Below are 18036 nucleotides of genomic sequence, written 5' to 3' on the forward strand. Positions count from 1 at the left end.
CCCGCATCGACCCCAGCCAGCCTCGAATCCCATCATTATAGTAGAGCATACGAGGCGGTTGTTGACCGCTATCAATTCGCGCGGAAATGCGGAGTGCAACATCCCTGTCCCGGTCGGGAGCGGGATCATCGCGGATGAGCGGCTAGCGCAGGTCGGCCAGACAGGTATTTTCGGAACGGGACACTGAGAATGCCGCGGGATCTATTTCGGCGAAGAGCAGCACCTCGTCATCCGCAGGCGCCTTCGCCAGCAGAGTGCCGTCGGGCGCTGCTATCGATGACAGGCCCGCATAGGAGAAATTCTCGTCCGCACGGCAGTTGTTGATATAGGCGACGAAGGCCTGGTTCTCGAAGGCCCTCACCCGGATCATATGCTCGGCGATGAAACTCCCTGACCATCCCACGGGAAGCGCCGTCGGCACGACCACGAGATCGACGTTCGCCTTCGCCAGCCGGCGCACGTTTTCCGGGAATTCCACGTCGTAGCAGATCAGCATCCCGACACGGAGGCCATCGACATCCGCGATCACCGCGCGGGGTTCGTCGGCACGAAACCATTGGCGCTCATAAGGCCCGTAGAGATGGGATTTTCGGTAGACGGTGCGTTTTCCCGATGGATCGACAAGGACGGCGCTGTTGTAGACTGCACCATCGTCGGATTCGGCAAAGCCGGCAACGATCGCCAGATCATGGTCGGCGGCCAGGCGCGACAGGCGCTCGATCTGTGGCGAATGGAGCGGCAGGGCCGTTTCCCACACGAGATGGGCCGAGCCGTAGCCATTGAGGGCAAGCTCCGGCGTGACCAGAAGCCTAGCGCCCTGCTCGGCGGCGCTGGCGGCCGCGCTGGCGATCCTGTCGAGATTGGTCTCGACGGCGCCCGGCACCGACTGCATCTGATATCCGGCGATCATCATCGGTCGTTCGTCATGGCTCCCAGCAGCTTCGGCAGATCCCCGAACCTTGCGATCGCGCCGAATACCAGCGCCGCGATCGCCAGGAAGAAGACGGTAACCGAAGCCATGGTGGGCGTATAGCCGTAGCGCAGCGCGTTGAAGATCTTGATGGGCAGCGTTTCCATGGTGAAGCCCACCGTCATGTAGGCCACGATATATTCGTTGAGCGACAGGACGAAGGCAAAGGCGTAGCCGGAAACCATGTAGGGCAGGATCAGCGGAAAGATCACGGTGCGGAAGATCGTCCGGTCGTCGGCGCCCATGGTCGCCGCAGCTTCCACCAGTGACCGGTCGATCGCCGAAAAACCCAGCGACAACGTTACCAGCGGCAGGGTGACGAAGAAGATCGCGTGGCCGATGACGGCGGTCCACGGCTGGCCGTAGAAGCCGCTTGTCGCCCAGAAGGTGAGAAGGCCGAGCGCCGTTATGACCGGCGGCAGGGTGAATGGCGCGACCCCGAGAACCTGGAAGATGTTCGCCCAGGGCGCCACCCGCCGCCACAGGAACCAGGCGAGCGGAAGGGCGATCAACAGGGCAAGCGCTGCCGACGTTGCCGCCAGGACGAGGGAGGCGACAAGTGCGCTTCGCCACTCGTTGTTGGTGAATATCTCCCCATACCAGGAGAGGGAAAAGCCCTGCGGCGGAAAGGCAAGCGTCTGTTTCTCGTTGACGGAGACGCCCGCCACGACGATCAGGGGCAGCGCAAGGAACAGGCCGATCGCAAGGAAGAACAGGCGTTTGAGGGCAGTCATCACACCGCCTCCCTTTGCCGTCCGGCGTAAAGGGCAAGCCCCACCAGCGAGAGCGAAACGAGCACGAGGAAGACGGCCATCGCCGCGGCAAACGGCATGTTGGACTGGTATATTGCCTGATCGGTGATCAGCACCGAAAGCGTCCAGTGCTGCGGCCTGCCGAGCAACTGCGGGAGCAGATACGAGCCCAGGGCGAAGATGAAGACCATGATCGACGTGGCGAGGATTGTGTTGCGCAGCGCCGGCACCACGACCGAGAAGAAGGCCTTGAGGGGCGAGGCCCCCAGCGTGCGTGCCGCCTCCGTAAGCGTCGGGTCGAGCCTGACGAGCGCCGGATAAAGAACGAGCACCGTATAGGGGAGCGCCTGATAGGTCATCGCCGTCATCACCGCGCCAAAGCTCGGCGTCAGAGCCTGCGGGCCGTCCATGAGGCCGAGCATGACGAAAAGGTTGGTGATCCCCGCCGTGCGCGACAACAGGGTCGACCAGGCGAACCCGATCATCACCTCGGAAAGCGACAGGATCGACAGCAGGGCAACGAGCCACCAGACCTGCACCCGTCTCGAGGCGCTGGAGAGAAGATAGGTGAAGGGCACGCCGATCGCGACGCAGGCGGCTGCAACGGCCATGGCCAGGAAGAGCGAGAAACCGAGCACCTTGCCGAAGAACAGGCTGAGGAAGCGCCCGTAATTGTCGAGGACGAAGGCCGGCTCGTAGAAGCCGCCCTGTTGCCGCTCGAAGAAGGAGACGGCGATCATCGTGGCGAAGGGGATGACGAAGAAGACGATCAGCATCCCGGCCGGAAAGAAAAGCGGCCCGTAATCCGCCAGTCGCTGCGGCGCCTCCCGTCTCATTTCGCCAGCACCACGCTTGTCTCGGGATCGAAGCGCAGGCCAACGGTCTGCCCGACCGCCACGTCCGGTCGCGAGCGGGGCGCGGAAACGGCGACGATCTGCTCGCCGCCTGCCTCGATGAATGTCTCGACACTGCCGCCCAGGTCACGCACGAAGGTGACCGTGCCGTTCAGGCTGCTTTCCGCCGGCGCCACGACCTGTACATCCTCCGGGCGAACGGAAATGGTCCCGCTCTTCAGGGTGCCGAGCGGGAGGCCCCGCACGGTGGAACCGCAGATGGAAGCCTGTCCGGTGGCGTCGGCGGTGAAGGGAATAAGGTTCGTCGAGCCGATGAAATCAGCGACGAAGGAATCGGCCGGGTGCCGATAGATGTCGACGGGGGCCGCCGCCTGACGGATTTCGCCGCCATTCATGACCACGACGGTGTCGGCCATGGTCATCGCCTCCCGCTGGTCGTGGGTGACGACGATCGTGGTGATGCCGAGGCGCTGCTGCAACTGGCGCAGTTCGACCTGCATCGCCTCGCGCAGTTTGGCATCCAGCGCCGACAGCGGCTCGTCCAGCAGGAAGAGCTTCGGAGAGATGGCGAGCGCGCGGGCAATGGCGATCCGCTGGCGCTGCCCGCCGGAGAGCTTGTTGACGGAGCGATCTGCAAAGCCCGGCAGGTGGATCATCGACAGGAGTTCGTCGACCCGTTTCTTCTGGTCGCTCCTCGAAACGCCGCGGATGCGTAGCGCGTAGGCGATGTTCTCGCCGACGGTGAGATGCGGGAAGAGCGCCAGCGACTGGAACACCATGCCGAGATTGCGCTTGTGGGTCGGGACGCGGGTAATATCCTCGCCGCCCAGTGTGATCGAACCTTCGGTGGGAAGGTCGAGACCCGCCACCATCCGCATCAGCGTGGTCTTGCCGCATCCGGAGGGACCGAGGAGGCAGACGAATGTCCCGTCGGGGACCGACAGGCTGACATCGTTCACCGCTTTGAACGCGCCGAACTCTTTCGTCACATGGCTGAGGTTAAGTCCGGACATCTGCTCTGCGCTCGACCTTTCGGGAAGCTCTCGTCTTCGGGAGAAGGCCATCCTCCCCCTCACGGGCGAGGATGGCTATCGCGGGATCAGCCAGCGATCATTTCCGTCCACTTCTGGTTCAGGAAGTCGGACCTCTGCTGGTACATCTCGTAGCGCGGGATGATCGGATCGATGTCGGATGATACCGCCGCGAACTCTTCCGCGGTCAGGTCGAGGAGATCGCGCTTGACCGTCGGCGAGGTTCCGACCTTCCGCGACAGCGTTGCCTGGACGGACGGCTGGCACATGTAGTCGATGAAGACATGCGCTTCCTCGGCTTTTTCGGAGGCGCGGGAGAGAGCCCAGCTGCCGGAATCGAGGATGCCGCCTTCCTTCGGGAAGGTCGAACGTACCGGATGGCCGTCGGCGGCGGCGAGGCCGGTTACGTCGTGATAGTACTGGCCCATCGGGATTTCGCCCGACTTCAGCGACTGTTCGAACTGGGCCTCGTCGCGATACCAGAGACGGACGTTCGGCTTTACCTCCGCAAGCTTTTCCAGCGCCTTGAGGATGCCTTCCTCGGTGGCCAGCACGTCGGTCCCGCCGAGATGCGTCTTCGCCGTGACTTCGAGAAGGAAGGAGTTGGAGACCAGCGCGAGAAGGCCAAGCTTGTCGGCATTTGCCGGATCCCACAGGGCTGCCCAGGACGTCGGCGCCTCGGGATAGCTATCGGTATTGGTCACCAGCGTGATGTACCAGGACACGGCGCCGATGCCGGCGACGCGACCGTCCGGATACTTGTTGACGAAGGTATCGATCAGGCCGGAGGCGTTTGCGATCTTCGCCATGTCGAGCGGCGCCCAGAGCTCCGTCGACTGCCCCTTCAAAAGCGCCACCTGCGACATCATCGAAACGTCCGCGGGCGCCTGTCCGGCCCGGGCTGCCTGCTCCAGCTGCACCAGCCAGGCCTCACCGGTCGGCTCGGCGATGGATTCCACCGCGATCCCGGTCGCCTTGGTGAACTCCGGGAAGATGTTCTTGTCGAACGAATCCTTGAAGTAGCCCCCATAGACGCCGACCTTCAGGGAACGGTCCTGCGCGCGAAGGATGGACGGCATCGCCAGCATGGAGGCACCTGCCAGGCCGGCGCCGAGCACCGCGCGGCGGGTGGGCCGCATGTTCAAGATCTTACCCATGTCTTTCTCCTTTGTTTTGCCGGCAGGTTCTCTGCCTGCCCGGCCAGTTCCCACTCTTGTTGCCAGTCTATGTCAGGGTTTGCCCGTGACGGAAGGGCTGAACACCATCAGGCTGAGTATCTCGAACAGCATCTGCGCGCCGGCCTGCGCGGTGTTGCTTGTCGGATCATACTGCGGCGCGACCTCAACCACGTCGCCACCGACGAGGTTGATCCCCTTCAATCCGCGGATGATCTCCAGGACTTCCCGGGTCGTCAGGCCGCCGATCTCGGGCGTGCCGGTACCGGGCGCGAAGCCTGGGTCGAGGCTGTCGATGTCGAAGGACAGGTAGGTGGGACCATCACCGACCACTGCCTTCGCCTTTTCGATGATCGCCGGTATTCCGAGGCCCGAGACGTCCTCGGCATGGATGACCGTCATGCCGGACGCATAGGAAAACTCCCAGATGTATTCCGCCGCGCCGCGAATGCCGATCTGGATCGTCCGTGTCGGATCCAGCACGCCATCGAGCACCGCGTTGCGGAACGGGCCGGCGTGGTGAAACTTGCTGTGGTCGAAGGGACCGCTCGTGTCGCAATGCGCGTCGATGTGGATCATTCCGACGGGCGCATTTCGCCCCACCGCCTTCAGGATCGACTGGCTGATCGAATGGTCGCCGCCGACAGCAAGCGGCAAAACGCCCGCCTCAACGATCTGCGTGAAGCGTTTCTCGATGTCCTGATGGCACATTTCGAGATCGTAGCGACTGCGGAGCGGCACATCGCCGATGTCTGCGACGCGCAGATCGAAGACCGGCGCCGTCTTCAGCACATGATTGTAGGGGCCGATCCGCTCGATTGCCCGCAATGCCCGCGGCCCGAAACGCGATCCCGGCCGGTTCGTCACACCGAGATCCATCGGAACGCCGGTGATCGCGACCTGCAGGTCGCCGAACGAGGGATCTTCCGCATCGACCTGCATGAAGGGAGCGGAAAGAAACGTCGGAACGCCCGCATAGGGAGCGATCCTGCTCCCGCTCTTCGAGAAGATTTTCTCCGCGACCTTGCGGAAATCGGGATCGTAGAGATTGCCGCCGTGCCCCGTCCCGTACTTCTCGCGCAGGTCCTTGAGCTTGTCGTCCTCTAGCGCCATCGCGTGACCCCTCTATGCATGCCTAATTTTAGCTCCCGCAAACCGGTCGCCTTTGTTTTGAGCATTATCGACAAAGACCCGCTGGAAATGCAATTCACGATGTACTAGCAGTCTCTGTGAGAAATTCTCACATGGGAGAAAGGATGAACGGTCGTCTGCCACCGCTGAACCCGCTTCGCGCATTCGAGGCGACGGCGCGCCTCGGCTCCGTGTCGGCTGCCGCGCGCGAGCTTCGCGTAACCCATGGCGCCGTGAGCCATCAGTTGCGAACGCTCGAGGAATCGCTTGCTACTGCGCTCTTCGAACGGGGCGGAAAGCGCATGAAGCTCTCGGCCGCAGGCGCCCTTCTGCTGCCGGCTGTAACCCAGGCCTTCAGCGGGATTGCGGCGGCGACCGCGCAGATGCAACGACCCGCGACCCGGGGCAGCCTCTCGATCACCTGCGTTCCCGCGCTCCTGTCCTTCTGGATCGTTCCGCGACTGTCATCGTTCACGGATCGATACCCGGACGTGACGCTGAAGCTTGCCGCGTCCAACGAACCCCGCCACCTCCATTCCTCGGATGTGGACGTCTGCATCCTCTATGGCGATGGCAACTGGCCGGATGCCTGGACGCGCCTCTGGAGCAATCTGCAGCTCTTTCCGGTCGCCAGTCCGACCTTGCTCAACAGCAGGCCGCTTCGGTCGATGAAGGACCTGGAAGACCATGTCCTCCTGCACGGCGATACGGACGGCCGCGAATGGAACACGTGGCTTTCTGCCGCCGACGGCGCGGAGATCCCCCGGCGCCGGCAACACTTCATGGGGGACGCGCGCTTCTCCACGGAAGCGGCTCTCCAGGGACAGGGCGTTGCACTCGGGGATACGATAACCGCAGCAAAGCTGATTGCCGAAGGCGGGCTCCTGGTTCCCTTCGACCTCAGCGTGCCGGCCAACGATGCGTTCTACGTCGCCTGTCGCCAGGAAATGCGCGCCGCGCCCATCGTCCGGGTGTTCATCGACTGGCTCTTCGCCTCGCTGGAGGCAGACCGCCTGCCTGAGCCTTCAAGTCTCGGCAGAACTCTTCTGAGAAGCAAGGCCACCTCCAGGAACTGATGGAGTTGCCGACGTGCAACTGACGTGATGCCATCAATGACCACACGTGCTCTTTTCTTGCAGAAGATCCCGCCGTGGTGTATCGCCAAAATTACTTGAAGAATGCTGGCGATTGTCGCAGGTGGCGATACCGCCGGAAGATTTTAAAATAAGCCCGACACGGTCTCCCCGAGGACCGGAACTTCTTCAATCGCCATTAGTTTGAGGCCGCCTCGGGACGGCCGCGCGTGTTGCTTGGGACCGAGTAATGCCGGATACCCCACTCCGCCAACTCGAAATTGACTCCCATAATTGTTCAATGCATGCTCGATACACAGGGGGCATTTGGATGACGAATTTCTACGATAAAGATAACGCTGAGGCTTTTCTTGGCGCTACCGCGCTTGCCCTTCAGGACGCGTTGGGGACCACATTGCTGGCGCTCGCGCAGGTGAAAGGCACGGACGATCTATCATGGTTTGACGAACTTCATCAGCAGACCGTCAGCGCCACAAAGAGGATGGTCGTTGAGGAGGTCTCGGTAGAAATCGACGCGGGCGCTCGCCGGTTCGCTTGCGAGGTGCTGGACGCAAAGTTCAAGAGCCTTCGCCTCAGCCTGACCGAAAAGCAGAAATGACCCTTTTCCATCAAGACTGATGAACGCACTGGAATAATTCGCCCCGTAAACCGCCAATACGCACACGGTGGTCGTCCTTTGCAGTTGACAGTGAGGCTACCAAACCAGGCCATTGGACGGCCAGTTGATCATTCCGTCTGGTTGCCGCCTGAAAGTCTCGTCAAGGGGGACTTTAGTACTATGCTCTTCAACGCAGGAGCCCGCAATAGGATGCAAAAGCTAATCGATTTAGCGCCATAAATCTGCGCCGTGCAACCCGCGAAATCTAGCCCTCCGGGCGAATGGTCGGGGCGTGCAGCAAACCCCTCCTGCACCGGACCCAACGGTCTGGCGTTCAAGGTGTTTTCATTCGGACGAATTTCCCCAAGGTCGCCGAAGGCGATACGGTCGCGCACCTCACCACGGGGAGGTGATGGCTGCGAGCATGTAAGGGGGGAGCGGCACTTGGAAAATTGCCTTGCCCGCAAGGACCTGGTCGCCCTCGGGGCAAGGCAGCAGAACCACTTTCAACTCAAACAGGGTCCCGCAAGATCGGGCAGGTCATGCAGTGCCCGCCGCCCCGCCCGCGGCCCAGTTCATCGCCTTCCACTGTGATGACCTCTATTCCGGCCTTGCGAAGCTTGGTGTTGGTGTAGGAATTGCGCTCGTAGGCGACGACGACCCCGGGAGACAGTGCGACGACGTTGTTGCCGTCATCCCATTGCTCGCGCTCCTGCTCGTAGTAGTCGCCTCCCGTCGTGATCACGTTGAGGCGCTGAAGCCCCATTGATTCCGCCGCGACCCCCGTCCCTTCTTCGGTGAGGAAGGGCTTGTCCTCGACGGCGTAGTCGATCTCGCCTTCCTTGTCGCCCGGACGCAGGCTGTAGCATTTGATCTGGCTGCACACCTCGAGGAAGATGTTGGCCACATCGCGATCGCAAAGCGTGAAGACGGTATCGAGGTGCATGGCGGCCCGTGACCGCGGCATCTGGCAGGCGACAACCCGGGTGGCCGCCTCCTGCTTGAACAGCGCGGTCGCAAGCTGGCCGACTGCCTGGGGGGTGCTGCGTTCGCCCATGCCGACGAGCACGACCCCGTTTCCGACCGGCATCACGTCGCCGCCTTCCAGCGTGGCGGGCCCGAAGTCCTGGTCCGGATCTCCCCACCATACCTTGAAGTCCCCGCCCTTGAACTCGGGGTGGAACTTGTAGATGGCCGTCGTCAGGAGCGTCTCCGGACGGCGCGCCGGATAGTACATCGGATTGAGGCTCACGCCGCCGTAGATCCAGCACGAATTGTCACGCGTGAACAGCGTGTTGGGCACCGGCGGTATAACGAAATCGGTCGGCTCCAGATAATGGCCGAACATAGCGCGCGTCTCGAAAGGCAGCTCAAAGCGGGCGATGCCGCCGATCAGATGCTCCGCGAGTTTTTGCGATGGCATCTCGTCGAGCCACTGGCGGAGTTCCGGCACCATGCCGGGCCCGACGTGATTGGCAGTGACGCGGCGATCCAGGATCCAGTCGCGCGCCTCCTTGTCCTGAAGCGTCTGCGCGAGCAGATCATGGAACTCCAGGACCTCGACGCCCACTTCCCGCATCTTGTTGCAGAAGTTGAAGTGCTCCTTCTGTGCCTCCTGCACCCAGAGCACGTCATCGAAGAGCAGTTCCCGGCAATTGCCCGGGGTCAGTCGCTTGTGTGCCAGCCCGGGGCGGCACACCATCACCGTCCTCAGTCGGCCGGCTTCGGAATGAACACCGAATTCTCTCATGTTCTTTCTCCTCAATTTGACGCGACGTACGTGATCCCGGACGTGTCTCGCGTGACGGTGGTGCCTGCAGTGCCTTCGATCATGGCGGAGAGGTCCTTCAGCGAACCGATGCAGGCCCGGTTTCCCGTTGCGCGGACGAAGCGGCAGGCCGCCTCGACCTTCGGCCCCATCGATCCCGCAGGAAACTTCACCTCATCGAGAGCGTCCGGGGAGGCGGTTCTGATGGCGCGTTGCGTAGGGGTTCCCCAATCGACGTAGACGGAATCCACATCGGTCAGGATGGCGAGGAAGTCCGCTCCGAGTTCGCGGGCCATCAGCTCCGCCGCGAGGTCCTTGTCGATCACGCACTCGACGCCGACCAGCCGCCGTTCGTCTTCGGGCGTGTACATGGTCGGGATGCCACCACCACCGGCAGCAATGACGACTGTGTTGTGATCGAGCAGCCAGCGGATGGGACGCAGTTCGAAGATCCGCTTCGGCATGGGCGACGCGACGACGCGGCGATAGGAATCGCCGTCCGCCTTGAACGTCCATCCCTTCTCGGCGGCCGTCGCATCGGCCTCGGCCTTGGTGTGGATGGGGCCGATGAACTTAGTCGGATTGCTGAATGCAGGATCGCTGGCGTCCACCTCGACCATCGTCAGAAGGGTGGCGATCGGTCTATCGAACGGGAGAAGGTTGCCGAGTTCCTGCTCGATCATGTAACCGATCATGCCCTCGGTCTGTGCACCGAGGACGTCGAAGGGATAGGGATCGACCTCCGCATAGGCCGCGCTCTGAAGCGCCAGCAGCCCGACTTGCGGCCCGTTGCCGTGACCGACCACCAGCTTGTGATCCATTGCGATTGGGGCAAGAGAACGCGCCGCGATGGCAACGTTCTCCCGCTGATTTTCCGCTGTCAGGGCCTGTCCGCGCCGCAGGAGCGCGTTGCCGCCGAGGGCTGTTACGATGAGCATCGGCGTTACTCCCCGATCGTGGCCACAAGAAGCGCTTTGATCGTGTGAAGCCGGTTCTCCGCCTGTTCGAACGCCACGTTGGCCTCGCTTTCGAAGACGTCGTCAGTCACTTCCAGACCATTGTGGATGTCGAATTTCTCCGCCACGTCCTTGCCGACCGTCGTTTCGGTATCGTGAAAGGCGGGCAGGCAATGCATGAACTTCACACGCGGATTTCCGCTCGCCTTCATGAGCTCGGCGTTCACCTGGTAGCGCTTCAGGAGCTTGATCCGCTCGGACCACACTTCCTTCGGCTCGCCCATGGAGACCCAGACGTCCGTATGGATGAAGTCGACATCCTTTACGGCTTCCTGCGGATCCTCGGTGATGGTGAGCTTCGCTCCGTATCGCTTCTCGAGATCGCGGGCGACGGACGTGAATTCATCCGAGGGCCAAAGCTCCTTCGGTCCGGCCAGACGCACGTCCATGCCCATGAGGCAGCCCGCGATCATGAGCGAGTGGCCCATGTTCGAGCGCGTGTCGCCGACATAGGCATATTTGATGTCGTGCACGGGCCGGTCGGAATGCTCCCGCATCGTCATCAGGTCTGCGAGCATCTGGGTTGGGTGATACTCGTCGGTGAGCCCGTTATAGACCGGAACACCCGCATACTCCGCAAGCTGCTCGACGCCGAACTGGGAAGCGCCGCGATATTCAATGGCATCGAACATCCGCCCCAGAACGCGGGCAGTGTCCTTGAAAGATTCCTTGTGGCCGATCTGCGAGCCGGCCGGATCCAGATAGGTGACATGTGCCCCCTGATCGTGGCAGGCCACTTCGAAGGCGCACCGCGTGCGGGTACTGGTCTTCTCGAAGATCAGCACGACCTCGCGCCCGCTCAGATGCTGTTGTTCCGTGCGCGCATACTTGGCTCGCTTGAGATCTCTCGCCAGGTCGAGGAGGTACTGGAATTCGCGCTGCGTGTAGTCCTGGACCGTGAGCAGTGACCGATTTCTGAGATTGAACGACATCTACGCTCTCCTTAGCGGTTGGGCCGGCGCGACGGCTTCGGCGCGGCTTTCTAGAGGCACTACTTTGGGGTTGCTGTGCTTGATCCAGACGAAGACAGGCAGGCCGCTCATCAGCAGCAGAAAGCCCCAGAAGACGATCTCGGAGCCGGCTCCGTAGATCGCTCCCATGGAAAAGAGGAATGCGACGGTCGCGAGCGCCACCAGGTGGTCGAGGCGAGCGGGTGGCAGGTAGACCAGCGGCTTGGTGGCGTAGAGAAGAAGCTCGACCAGGGCGCAGAAGAGGTAGGGAACGAGGCTTGTCATCGTCGCCAGCAGGATGATGAAGGTGAACTGCTCGACGAGGCTGCGCTGGAAGTTCATCGTGATCAGGATCGTGGACAGCAGGCTTGACGCGATCAGGGCGTTCGCGGGAGCGCCGGCCTTGGTGACCTTGCCCAGGATCGCCGGAAATACGCCGTCCCGCGCCGCCCCGTAGGGAACCTGCCCGGCGAGAAGAGTGAAGCCGTTCAACGTACCGAACGTCGATATGATGGCGCCGCCGCCGATGAGCAGGGCGCCGGACGTGCCCCATAGCTCTTCCGCCACGACCGCGAGCGGAGCGCTCGAGCCGCTCAGTTCTGCAAGCGGTACGGTCCCGAACGCGACAATGGTGACGAGGATGTAGATGGCGGCCACGAAGCAGGTCCCGGCCAGCGTGGCCAGGGGAATGGTGCGACTTGGGTTCTCGACCTCATCCCCCGGCACAGTCGCGGACTCCAGACCGAGGAAGGCCCACAAGGTCAGCGCGCAGCACGCGGCAATGGCCGAAAGCGGCTCCATCCCACTCGGATTGACGGGGGTCAGGCGGGACACGTCCACGCTCGCCACACCGACGATGACGAGCGCCAGAAGCGGCAGCAGCTTCAGCAGCGTCGCGCCTATCTGGACCGCGCCCGCGAACCCGACGCCACGGATGTTCACCAATGCAATGAACCAGAGTACTGCCAGTGCCACGAAAAGGGCAAGCGGCCCGCTCGATACGCCCGGCACGAAATGCCCGAGGTAGCCGGTGAACGCGACCGCCACCCCGGCATTGCCGGCCCAAAGCGCGATCCAGTATCCCCAGGCAATCAGGAACCCGGCGAATTCGCCGAAGCCCTCCCTCGTATAGGTGTAGGGTCCACCCGTCCCCGGAACCATGCGCGCCAGGCGCCCGAAGAGGATGGCGAGGGCGATGGCGCCGATCGAGGTGACAACCCATGCGGCAATCGAGATCGGCCCATAGAAGGCGAGCGATGCCGGCAGGAGGAAGATGCCGGATCCGATCATGTTTCCGACGACCAGCGCCGTGCACGCGGAAACACCAAGCCTCCTTGCGGTGTCTCGTTGACGCACCATGATCATGCTCCCTCAGAACGGGCTGATTGCGCCGGTCCAGATCAGGTAAAGGGCGACAAGGGCGAGGCCGAGTATGGCGATCGCGACGAGCAGATCGATGCCGGCAAAGGCGCGGACGTTGCGCTGGCGGCAGGCGATGGCGTAGATGATGAGGCCCGGCGCGAAGAGCAGCATCGCCATGAGGAGGAATTCCAGGCCGGCCGCATAGACGAGCCAGAGGCCATAGAGGGTCGCGACCCCGCCGATGAAGATATCCCGGCGACGTTGGGCGTCCTGCCCTTCGTAGCTTTCACCGCTCAGGGCCAGCTTCAGCGCATATGCCCCGGAAAAGACGTAGGGCGGCAGGATGGCGACCGAGGCGATGAAGTAGAAGAAGTTGTAGGCGTCCTGCGCAAAGTAGGTGAGAAGCAGGAACGCCTGGATGGCCAGGTTCGTGACCCAAAGCGAGTTGGCGGGCGCCCCCTTGCTGTTCTCCTTGGCGAACCACCGCGGAAACGTCCCGTCGTTGCCGCAGGTATAGGGGATTTCGGCGCAAAGGAGCGTCCAGCTGAGGAACGCGCCGCCCACGGAGATGACCAGGCCGAGATTGATGAGCCCGGCACCCCAGGGGCCGACGACATGGGCGAGCACGCCCGCCATCGATGGCACTTTCTGCGCGGCAAGCTCGGGCTGGTTCATGATCCCGGTCGAGAGCAGCGAAACCAGGACGTAGATCAGCAAGGCACCGGCAAAGCCGATGACGGTCGCACGTCCGACGTCCTTCCGGTTCGCCGCACGCCCCGAATAGACGCTGGCGCCCTCTATCCCGATGAACACCCAAAGGGTCACCAGCATGGTGCTCTTCACCTGCTCCAGCATGCTTCCGAGGCCGGGACTGTCGGCGGTGGGACGGCCCATGTTGTCGAAGGCGGAAAGGAAGATGTCGAAGTTGAAGGCGATGATCACCAGAAGGATGAAGATGGTGATCGGAACGAGTTTCGCGATGGTGGTCACGACATTGACGAACGCGGCTTCCTTGACGCCTCTCAGCACCAGAAAATGCACCGCCCAGAGGCAGATCGACGCCCCGAGGATGGACACCGCGTTGTTGCCTTCGCCGAAGACCGGCGCGAAATAGGAAAGCGCCGAAAAGATCGCGACTGCATAGGCGACGTTCCCGAGGAACGCGCTGATCCAGTACCCCCAGGCGCTGTTGAAACCGATGAAATCGCCGAAGCCGGCCTTCGCATAGGCATAAGGCCCGGCATCGAGGTGTGGCTTGCGCAGCGCAAGACCCTGATAGACGAAGGCAAGCATCAGCATGCCGATGCCGGTGATCAGCCATCCGATCATGATCGCAAGTGGCGAGGCGCCGCGGGACATGTCGCTCGGGAGGTTGAAGACGCCCCCACCGATCATCGAGCCTATGACGAGGCCGATGAGCGGGACCAGCGTAAGGTTTCCGGTCCGGATGGCAGGCGTGCTCGCATCGCTGGAAGAGTAATCAGCCGGCAGGTCGGACATTGGGCTGCTCCGATTGGGGGATTTTATTGCAGTATGGGCTTGATGAGGCTGCCCTAATCTTGCCTCGTTGTAATTGCGTGCGGTCAATTCGCCAAAGCTCGGCAAATGCTAGCAATAACAAGCCGGATGCTGTCCTGCGACGCGCCTTTCCTTCGGCGGACAGTGAGCCGCCGCAGCGTCGGCTAAAGGCAGTGAGCGGCGTGCAGCGACACTCATTGATGAGCGCATCACCGCTTTTGCTGCAGTTTTCGCGAAGGGAGCCAAGACATGGCAAACGGAACTTGCGACATTTGCGGCATCCGCCCCGCCGTCGTCCGTGCGCGGGTCGTTTCCAACGGGAAAACCGCAATCCTGGAACTGTGCGACGTCGACTACCGCCGGCTGAGCCGAAGCCAGGGTCACCCCGTCTCGCCGCTGGAGTCGCTCTTCAGTTCCCGGCGGGGAAGCCTGTTCGACGACTTCTTCGGCGATGATTTCTTCGGATCGGCGGGGCTTGCGGATTACGACGACGAGAAAGATGCGGGTGCGCCCGCATCTCGTCGCGAAACCAAGGGCGGCCGCGCCGCGGGAAGCCTTGGCGAACGCCTGAGCAAGAACGCGGAGGAACTCCTGCAGGCTGCCGCGCGCCGTGCGAGCGAGAACGGAAGCAGTGAGGTCGACACCGAGCATCTCCTCTACGCCCTGACGGAGAGTGACGTCGTCGCGACCATTCTCAAGCAGTTCAAGCTGTCGGTCGACGATCTGCGTCACCAGATCGAGGAACAGGAACCGAAGAGCGAGCGCAAGAGCGAGGACGAAGCGGTCGGGGTAAGCCCGCGCGTGAAGGATGCCCTGTCGCGGGCCCTGCAGGCCTCGGCGGAAATGGGCCACTCATATGTGGGCCCGGAGCACCTCCTCATCGGTCTGGCGGAAGAAGGCGAAGGCATAGCGGCCGACATCCTGCAAGGCTACGGGCTGACACCCCAGGCCATTCGCCAGCAGGTTACCAAGGTCGTCGGCCGCGGCGCGGAAGACGGCCGGGTCGAGACGCCCACCAACACGCCCAACCTCGACAAGTATATCCGTGACCTGACCAAGCTCGCGCGCGACGGCCAACTGGATCCGGTGATCGGTCGCGCGAAGGAGATCGAGACGGCAATCGAGGTTCTCGCCCGGCGCAGGAAGAACAATCCGGTGCTGATCGGAGAGCCCGGCGTGGGCAAGACCGCGATCGTGGAAGGGCTCGCCCAGCGGATCGTCGCCGGCGAGGTGCCGGAATCGCTTGCGGGCAAGCGGCTGGTCGAACTCAACATCAACGCACTGGTTGCCGGCGCGAAATATCGCGGCGAGTTCGAGGAGCGCGTCCAGGACGTGCTGAAGGAAGTGACCGAACACCGCGAGGAACTGGTCGTGTTCATCGACGAGATCCACACCATCGTCGGTGCGGGACAAGGTGGGGGCGAAGGAGGACTTGATATTGCCAACGTCTTCAAGCCGGCGCTCGCACGGGGCGACCTTAACCTGATCGGCGCCACCACCCTCAACGAATACCAGAAGCATATCGAGAAGGATGCGGCCCTCGAGCGTCGCTTCCAGCCCGTGTTCGTGCCGGAACCGACGGTCGCGCAGACGATCATGATACTCCGCGGACTGAGGGACGTGCTCGAAGCACACCACAAGGTCGCGATCACCCAGGAGGCGATCATTGCCGCCGCAGAACTCTCCGACCGCTACATCACCGGACGCTTCCTGCCCGACAAGGCCATCGATCTCATCGACCAGGCGGCCGCGCGGGTGAAGATCTCCGCGACGTCCCGCCCCGCCGACGTGCAGGAACTGGAGGCGGAAGTGCGCCAGCTCAAGCGGGAAAAGGACTATTCGACCTCCCGCAAGCAGTACGACCGCGCATCCGAGCTCGAGGGCCAGCACGAGGAAAAAAGCAAGGCGCTGGAGAAGGCAAGCGCGCGCTGGCGCCGCAAGCGCGGATCGGGAAGCGCCGAGGTACGTACCGAACACGTGGCGGAGGTGGTTTCAAAACTGACCGGCGTGCCCGTCAGCGAACTGACGACCGAGGAGCGGCAGAAGCTCGTCAACATGGAGGAGCGCCTCCAGCAGCGCGTGGTCGGCCAGGAAGAGGCGGTAAAAGCAGTTAGCGACGCCGTAAGGCTCGCCCGGGCGGGTCTTGGCGAAGACAGCCGCCCCGTCGCCACCTTCATGTTTCTCGGCCCAACAGGCGTCGGCAAGACGGAACTTGCCAAGGTGCTCGCCGAGACGGTCTTCGGCGACGAGGATGCGATGATCCGCATCGACATGTCCGAATACATGGAACGGCATGCCGTCGCACGGCTGATTGGCGCGCCTCCCGGATATGTCGGATATGACGAAGGCGGCCAGCTCACCGAAAGGGTCCGCCGTCGTCCCTACAGCGTCATCCTGCTCGACGAGATAGAAAAGGCTCATCCTGACGTTCACAACATCCTGTTGCAGGTGTTCGATGACGGTCGCCTGACGGACGGCAAAGGCAGGGTCGTCGACTTCACGAACACAATCCTGATCTCAACGTCAAACCTCGGTTCGGACATCATCCAGAGCCGGCTGCGGGAGGGAGAGCCGGAGAAAGACGCCGAGGAGGACGCTGAGGACCTCAAGCCTCAGATCATGGAGGTCCTGCGTCGCCATTTCCGGCCGGAGTTCCTCAACCGCATCGACGAAATCATCATCTTCCATGCGTTAAGCCGCAGCAACATCCGCTCGATCCTGGAACTGCAACTGGAGCGGGTCAAGCGCACGAGCCATGCCCAGGGGGTTACCCTGGATATAGACGAACAGCTTCTGGACCATTTCGCGGATGCCGGCTTCCGGCCCGAGTTCGGTGCGCGAGAAGTGCGCCGCCTTATCCGTGCCGAACTCGAGACAGCGCTCGCCAAGGCCATGCTGGGCGACGAGATCCATGACGGCGATCACGTACGCGCCCGCTGGGATGCGGAAGACCTCAAGGTTTCATTCGAACAGGTTGCGAAGCGGGAGAACGTTACGAAGGCGGCCGATACGGCGAGCGAAGACAATCAAACAACTACCGTGGAAAGGACAGCACAATGAGCATTCGCGGTTTGATCCCCTGGCATCGCAGACACGAAAGCTACGTACCGAGTTCACTCGCCGGATCCCGTCGCGATCCGCTCCAATCGCTGCACAACGACGTCGATCGCCTGTTCGACGAGGTCTTCCGGTTGAGCACGTCGGGCCAGCAATGGTTCGGTAGCGGGTCCGATGTCTGGCCCAAGATCGATATCACCGACGACGAGAAGGAAGTCCGCATCGTTGCCGACCTGCCCGGCATGGAGCAGAAGGATATCGAAGTGTCCCTCGAAGATGGCGTCCTGACCCTGAAGGGCGAGAAGACATCCGAAACCGAAAACAAGAGCACCCAGTTTTCCGAGCGCTTCTACGGCCGGTTCGAGCGGCGGATCCCGATCGGCTACGAGCTGGAGGACGACAAGATCGACGCTCACTTCGAGAACGGGGTGCTGAAGATCACGCTTCCAAAGAGCGAGAAAGCCAGTTCGAAAACCAGGCGGATCGACATCCGCACCTGAAGCGCCCTTCCCCTACAGGCTCCGTCGAACCTACGGGGCCTGCCTTCGAAGCCGTCACGCAACGACAGGTTCGCGTGGTGCAATGAGTGGCACGTCCACCGGAGGAATACAGTGCGCAGTCGGATTTTCCCATCTGTCCTTCTTGTCCCCGCTTTACTCATCAGTTGTACGACCACGACCACGAGCGAGGGGTTCGACCTCGCCCAACTGGACGAATGGCCAGACTGCCATATCCTCAGCTACGACGGCGAGCCGGTGAG

General features: G+C 62.4%; 15 protein-coding genes. 4 read left to right on the forward strand and 11 right to left on the reverse strand.

Annotated elements, in window-relative coordinates; all coding sequences use genetic code 11:
• Nucleotides 1-142: 142 nt before the first annotated feature.
• The 6 genes from ACWGPT_RS02270 to speB all read right to left on the reverse strand — a co-directional run bounded on the left by ACWGPT_RS02270 (nucleotide 143) and on the right by speB (nucleotide 5895).
• Nucleotides 143-913, reverse strand: a complete 771-nt coding sequence (locus ACWGPT_RS02270; RefSeq protein ID WP_452603937.1) for a carbon-nitrogen hydrolase family protein — start codon at nucleotides 911-913, stop codon at nucleotides 143-145.
• A complete protein-coding gene (locus ACWGPT_RS02275) occupies nucleotides 910-1704 on the reverse strand; it encodes an ABC transporter permease (RefSeq protein ID WP_452603938.1) in 795 nt (264 codons plus the stop codon). The genes ACWGPT_RS02270 and ACWGPT_RS02275 overlap by 4 nt, the downstream gene beginning before the upstream one ends.
• Nucleotides 1704-2558, reverse strand: coding sequence for an ABC transporter permease (locus ACWGPT_RS02280; RefSeq protein WP_452603939.1), 855 nt, complete (start codon nucleotides 2556-2558; stop codon nucleotides 1704-1706). The genes ACWGPT_RS02275 and ACWGPT_RS02280 overlap by 1 nt, the downstream gene beginning before the upstream one ends.
• Nucleotides 2555-3589, reverse strand: coding sequence for an ABC transporter ATP-binding protein (locus ACWGPT_RS02285; protein ID WP_452603940.1), 1035 nt, complete (start codon nucleotides 3587-3589; stop codon nucleotides 2555-2557). Before ACWGPT_RS02285 ends, ACWGPT_RS02280 begins: the two co-directional genes overlap by 4 nt.
• Before the next feature lie 86 nt (nucleotides 3590-3675).
• Nucleotides 3676-4764: an ABC transporter substrate-binding protein gene (locus ACWGPT_RS02290; RefSeq protein WP_452603941.1), complete on the reverse strand. Its 1089-nt coding sequence runs from the start codon at nucleotides 4762-4764 to the stop codon at nucleotides 3676-3678.
• A 72-nt stretch (nucleotides 4765-4836) separates the two neighbouring features.
• Nucleotides 4837-5895: an agmatinase gene (gene speB, locus ACWGPT_RS02295; RefSeq protein ID WP_452603942.1), complete on the reverse strand. Its 1059-nt coding sequence runs from the start codon at nucleotides 5893-5895 to the stop codon at nucleotides 4837-4839.
• A 143-nt stretch (nucleotides 5896-6038) separates the two neighbouring features.
• Here speB and ACWGPT_RS02300 point away from each other — a divergent pair, with 143 nt between their 5' ends.
• Nucleotides 6039-6989, forward strand: coding sequence for a LysR substrate-binding domain-containing protein (locus ACWGPT_RS02300; protein ID WP_452603943.1), 951 nt, complete (start codon nucleotides 6039-6041; stop codon nucleotides 6987-6989).
• A gap of 328 nt (nucleotides 6990-7317) precedes the next feature.
• Nucleotides 7318-7605, forward strand: coding sequence for a hypothetical protein (locus tag ACWGPT_RS02305; protein ID WP_452603944.1), 288 nt, complete (start codon nucleotides 7318-7320; stop codon nucleotides 7603-7605).
• 511 nt (nucleotides 7606-8116) lie between these two features.
• Here ACWGPT_RS02305 and arcA read toward each other — a convergent pair.
• The 5 genes from arcA to arcD are packed head-to-tail and all read right to left on the reverse strand — an operon-like array spanning nucleotide 8117 to nucleotide 14201.
• Nucleotides 8117-9355, reverse strand: coding sequence for an arginine deiminase (gene arcA / locus ACWGPT_RS02310; protein ID WP_452603945.1), 1239 nt, complete (start codon nucleotides 9353-9355; stop codon nucleotides 8117-8119).
• Nucleotides 9356-9366: 11 nt separating this feature from the next.
• Nucleotides 9367-10311, reverse strand: a complete 945-nt coding sequence (gene arcC, locus ACWGPT_RS02315) for a carbamate kinase (RefSeq protein WP_452603946.1) — start codon at nucleotides 10309-10311, stop codon at nucleotides 9367-9369.
• Nucleotides 10312-10316: 5 nt separating this feature from the next.
• Nucleotides 10317-11321 (reverse strand): ornithine carbamoyltransferase, encoded by a 1005-nt coding sequence (locus ACWGPT_RS02320; RefSeq protein WP_452603947.1) that lies wholly within the window; start codon nucleotides 11319-11321, stop codon nucleotides 10317-10319.
• Nucleotides 11322-12698: an amino acid permease gene (locus ACWGPT_RS02325; RefSeq protein ID WP_452603948.1), complete on the reverse strand. Its 1377-nt coding sequence runs from the start codon at nucleotides 12696-12698 to the stop codon at nucleotides 11322-11324.
• A 12-nt stretch (nucleotides 12699-12710) separates the two neighbouring features.
• Nucleotides 12711-14201 (reverse strand): arginine-ornithine antiporter, encoded by a 1491-nt coding sequence (gene arcD, locus ACWGPT_RS02330; RefSeq protein ID WP_452603949.1) that lies wholly within the window; start codon nucleotides 14199-14201, stop codon nucleotides 12711-12713.
• A 267-nt stretch (nucleotides 14202-14468) separates the two neighbouring features.
• Here arcD and ACWGPT_RS02335 point away from each other — a divergent pair, with 267 nt between their 5' ends.
• Nucleotides 14469-17279: an ATP-dependent Clp protease ATP-binding subunit gene (locus ACWGPT_RS02335; protein ID WP_452603950.1), complete on the forward strand. Its 2811-nt coding sequence runs from the start codon at nucleotides 14469-14471 to the stop codon at nucleotides 17277-17279.
• Entirely contained in the window at nucleotides 17276-17776 is a 501-nt protein-coding gene (locus ACWGPT_RS02340) for an Hsp20/alpha crystallin family protein (protein WP_452603951.1), read from the forward strand. The genes ACWGPT_RS02335 and ACWGPT_RS02340 overlap by 4 nt, the downstream gene beginning before the upstream one ends.
• Nucleotides 17777-18036 lie beyond the last annotated feature (260 nt).

This window comes from Pseudorhizobium sp. NPDC055634 (genome assembly GCF_053618655.1).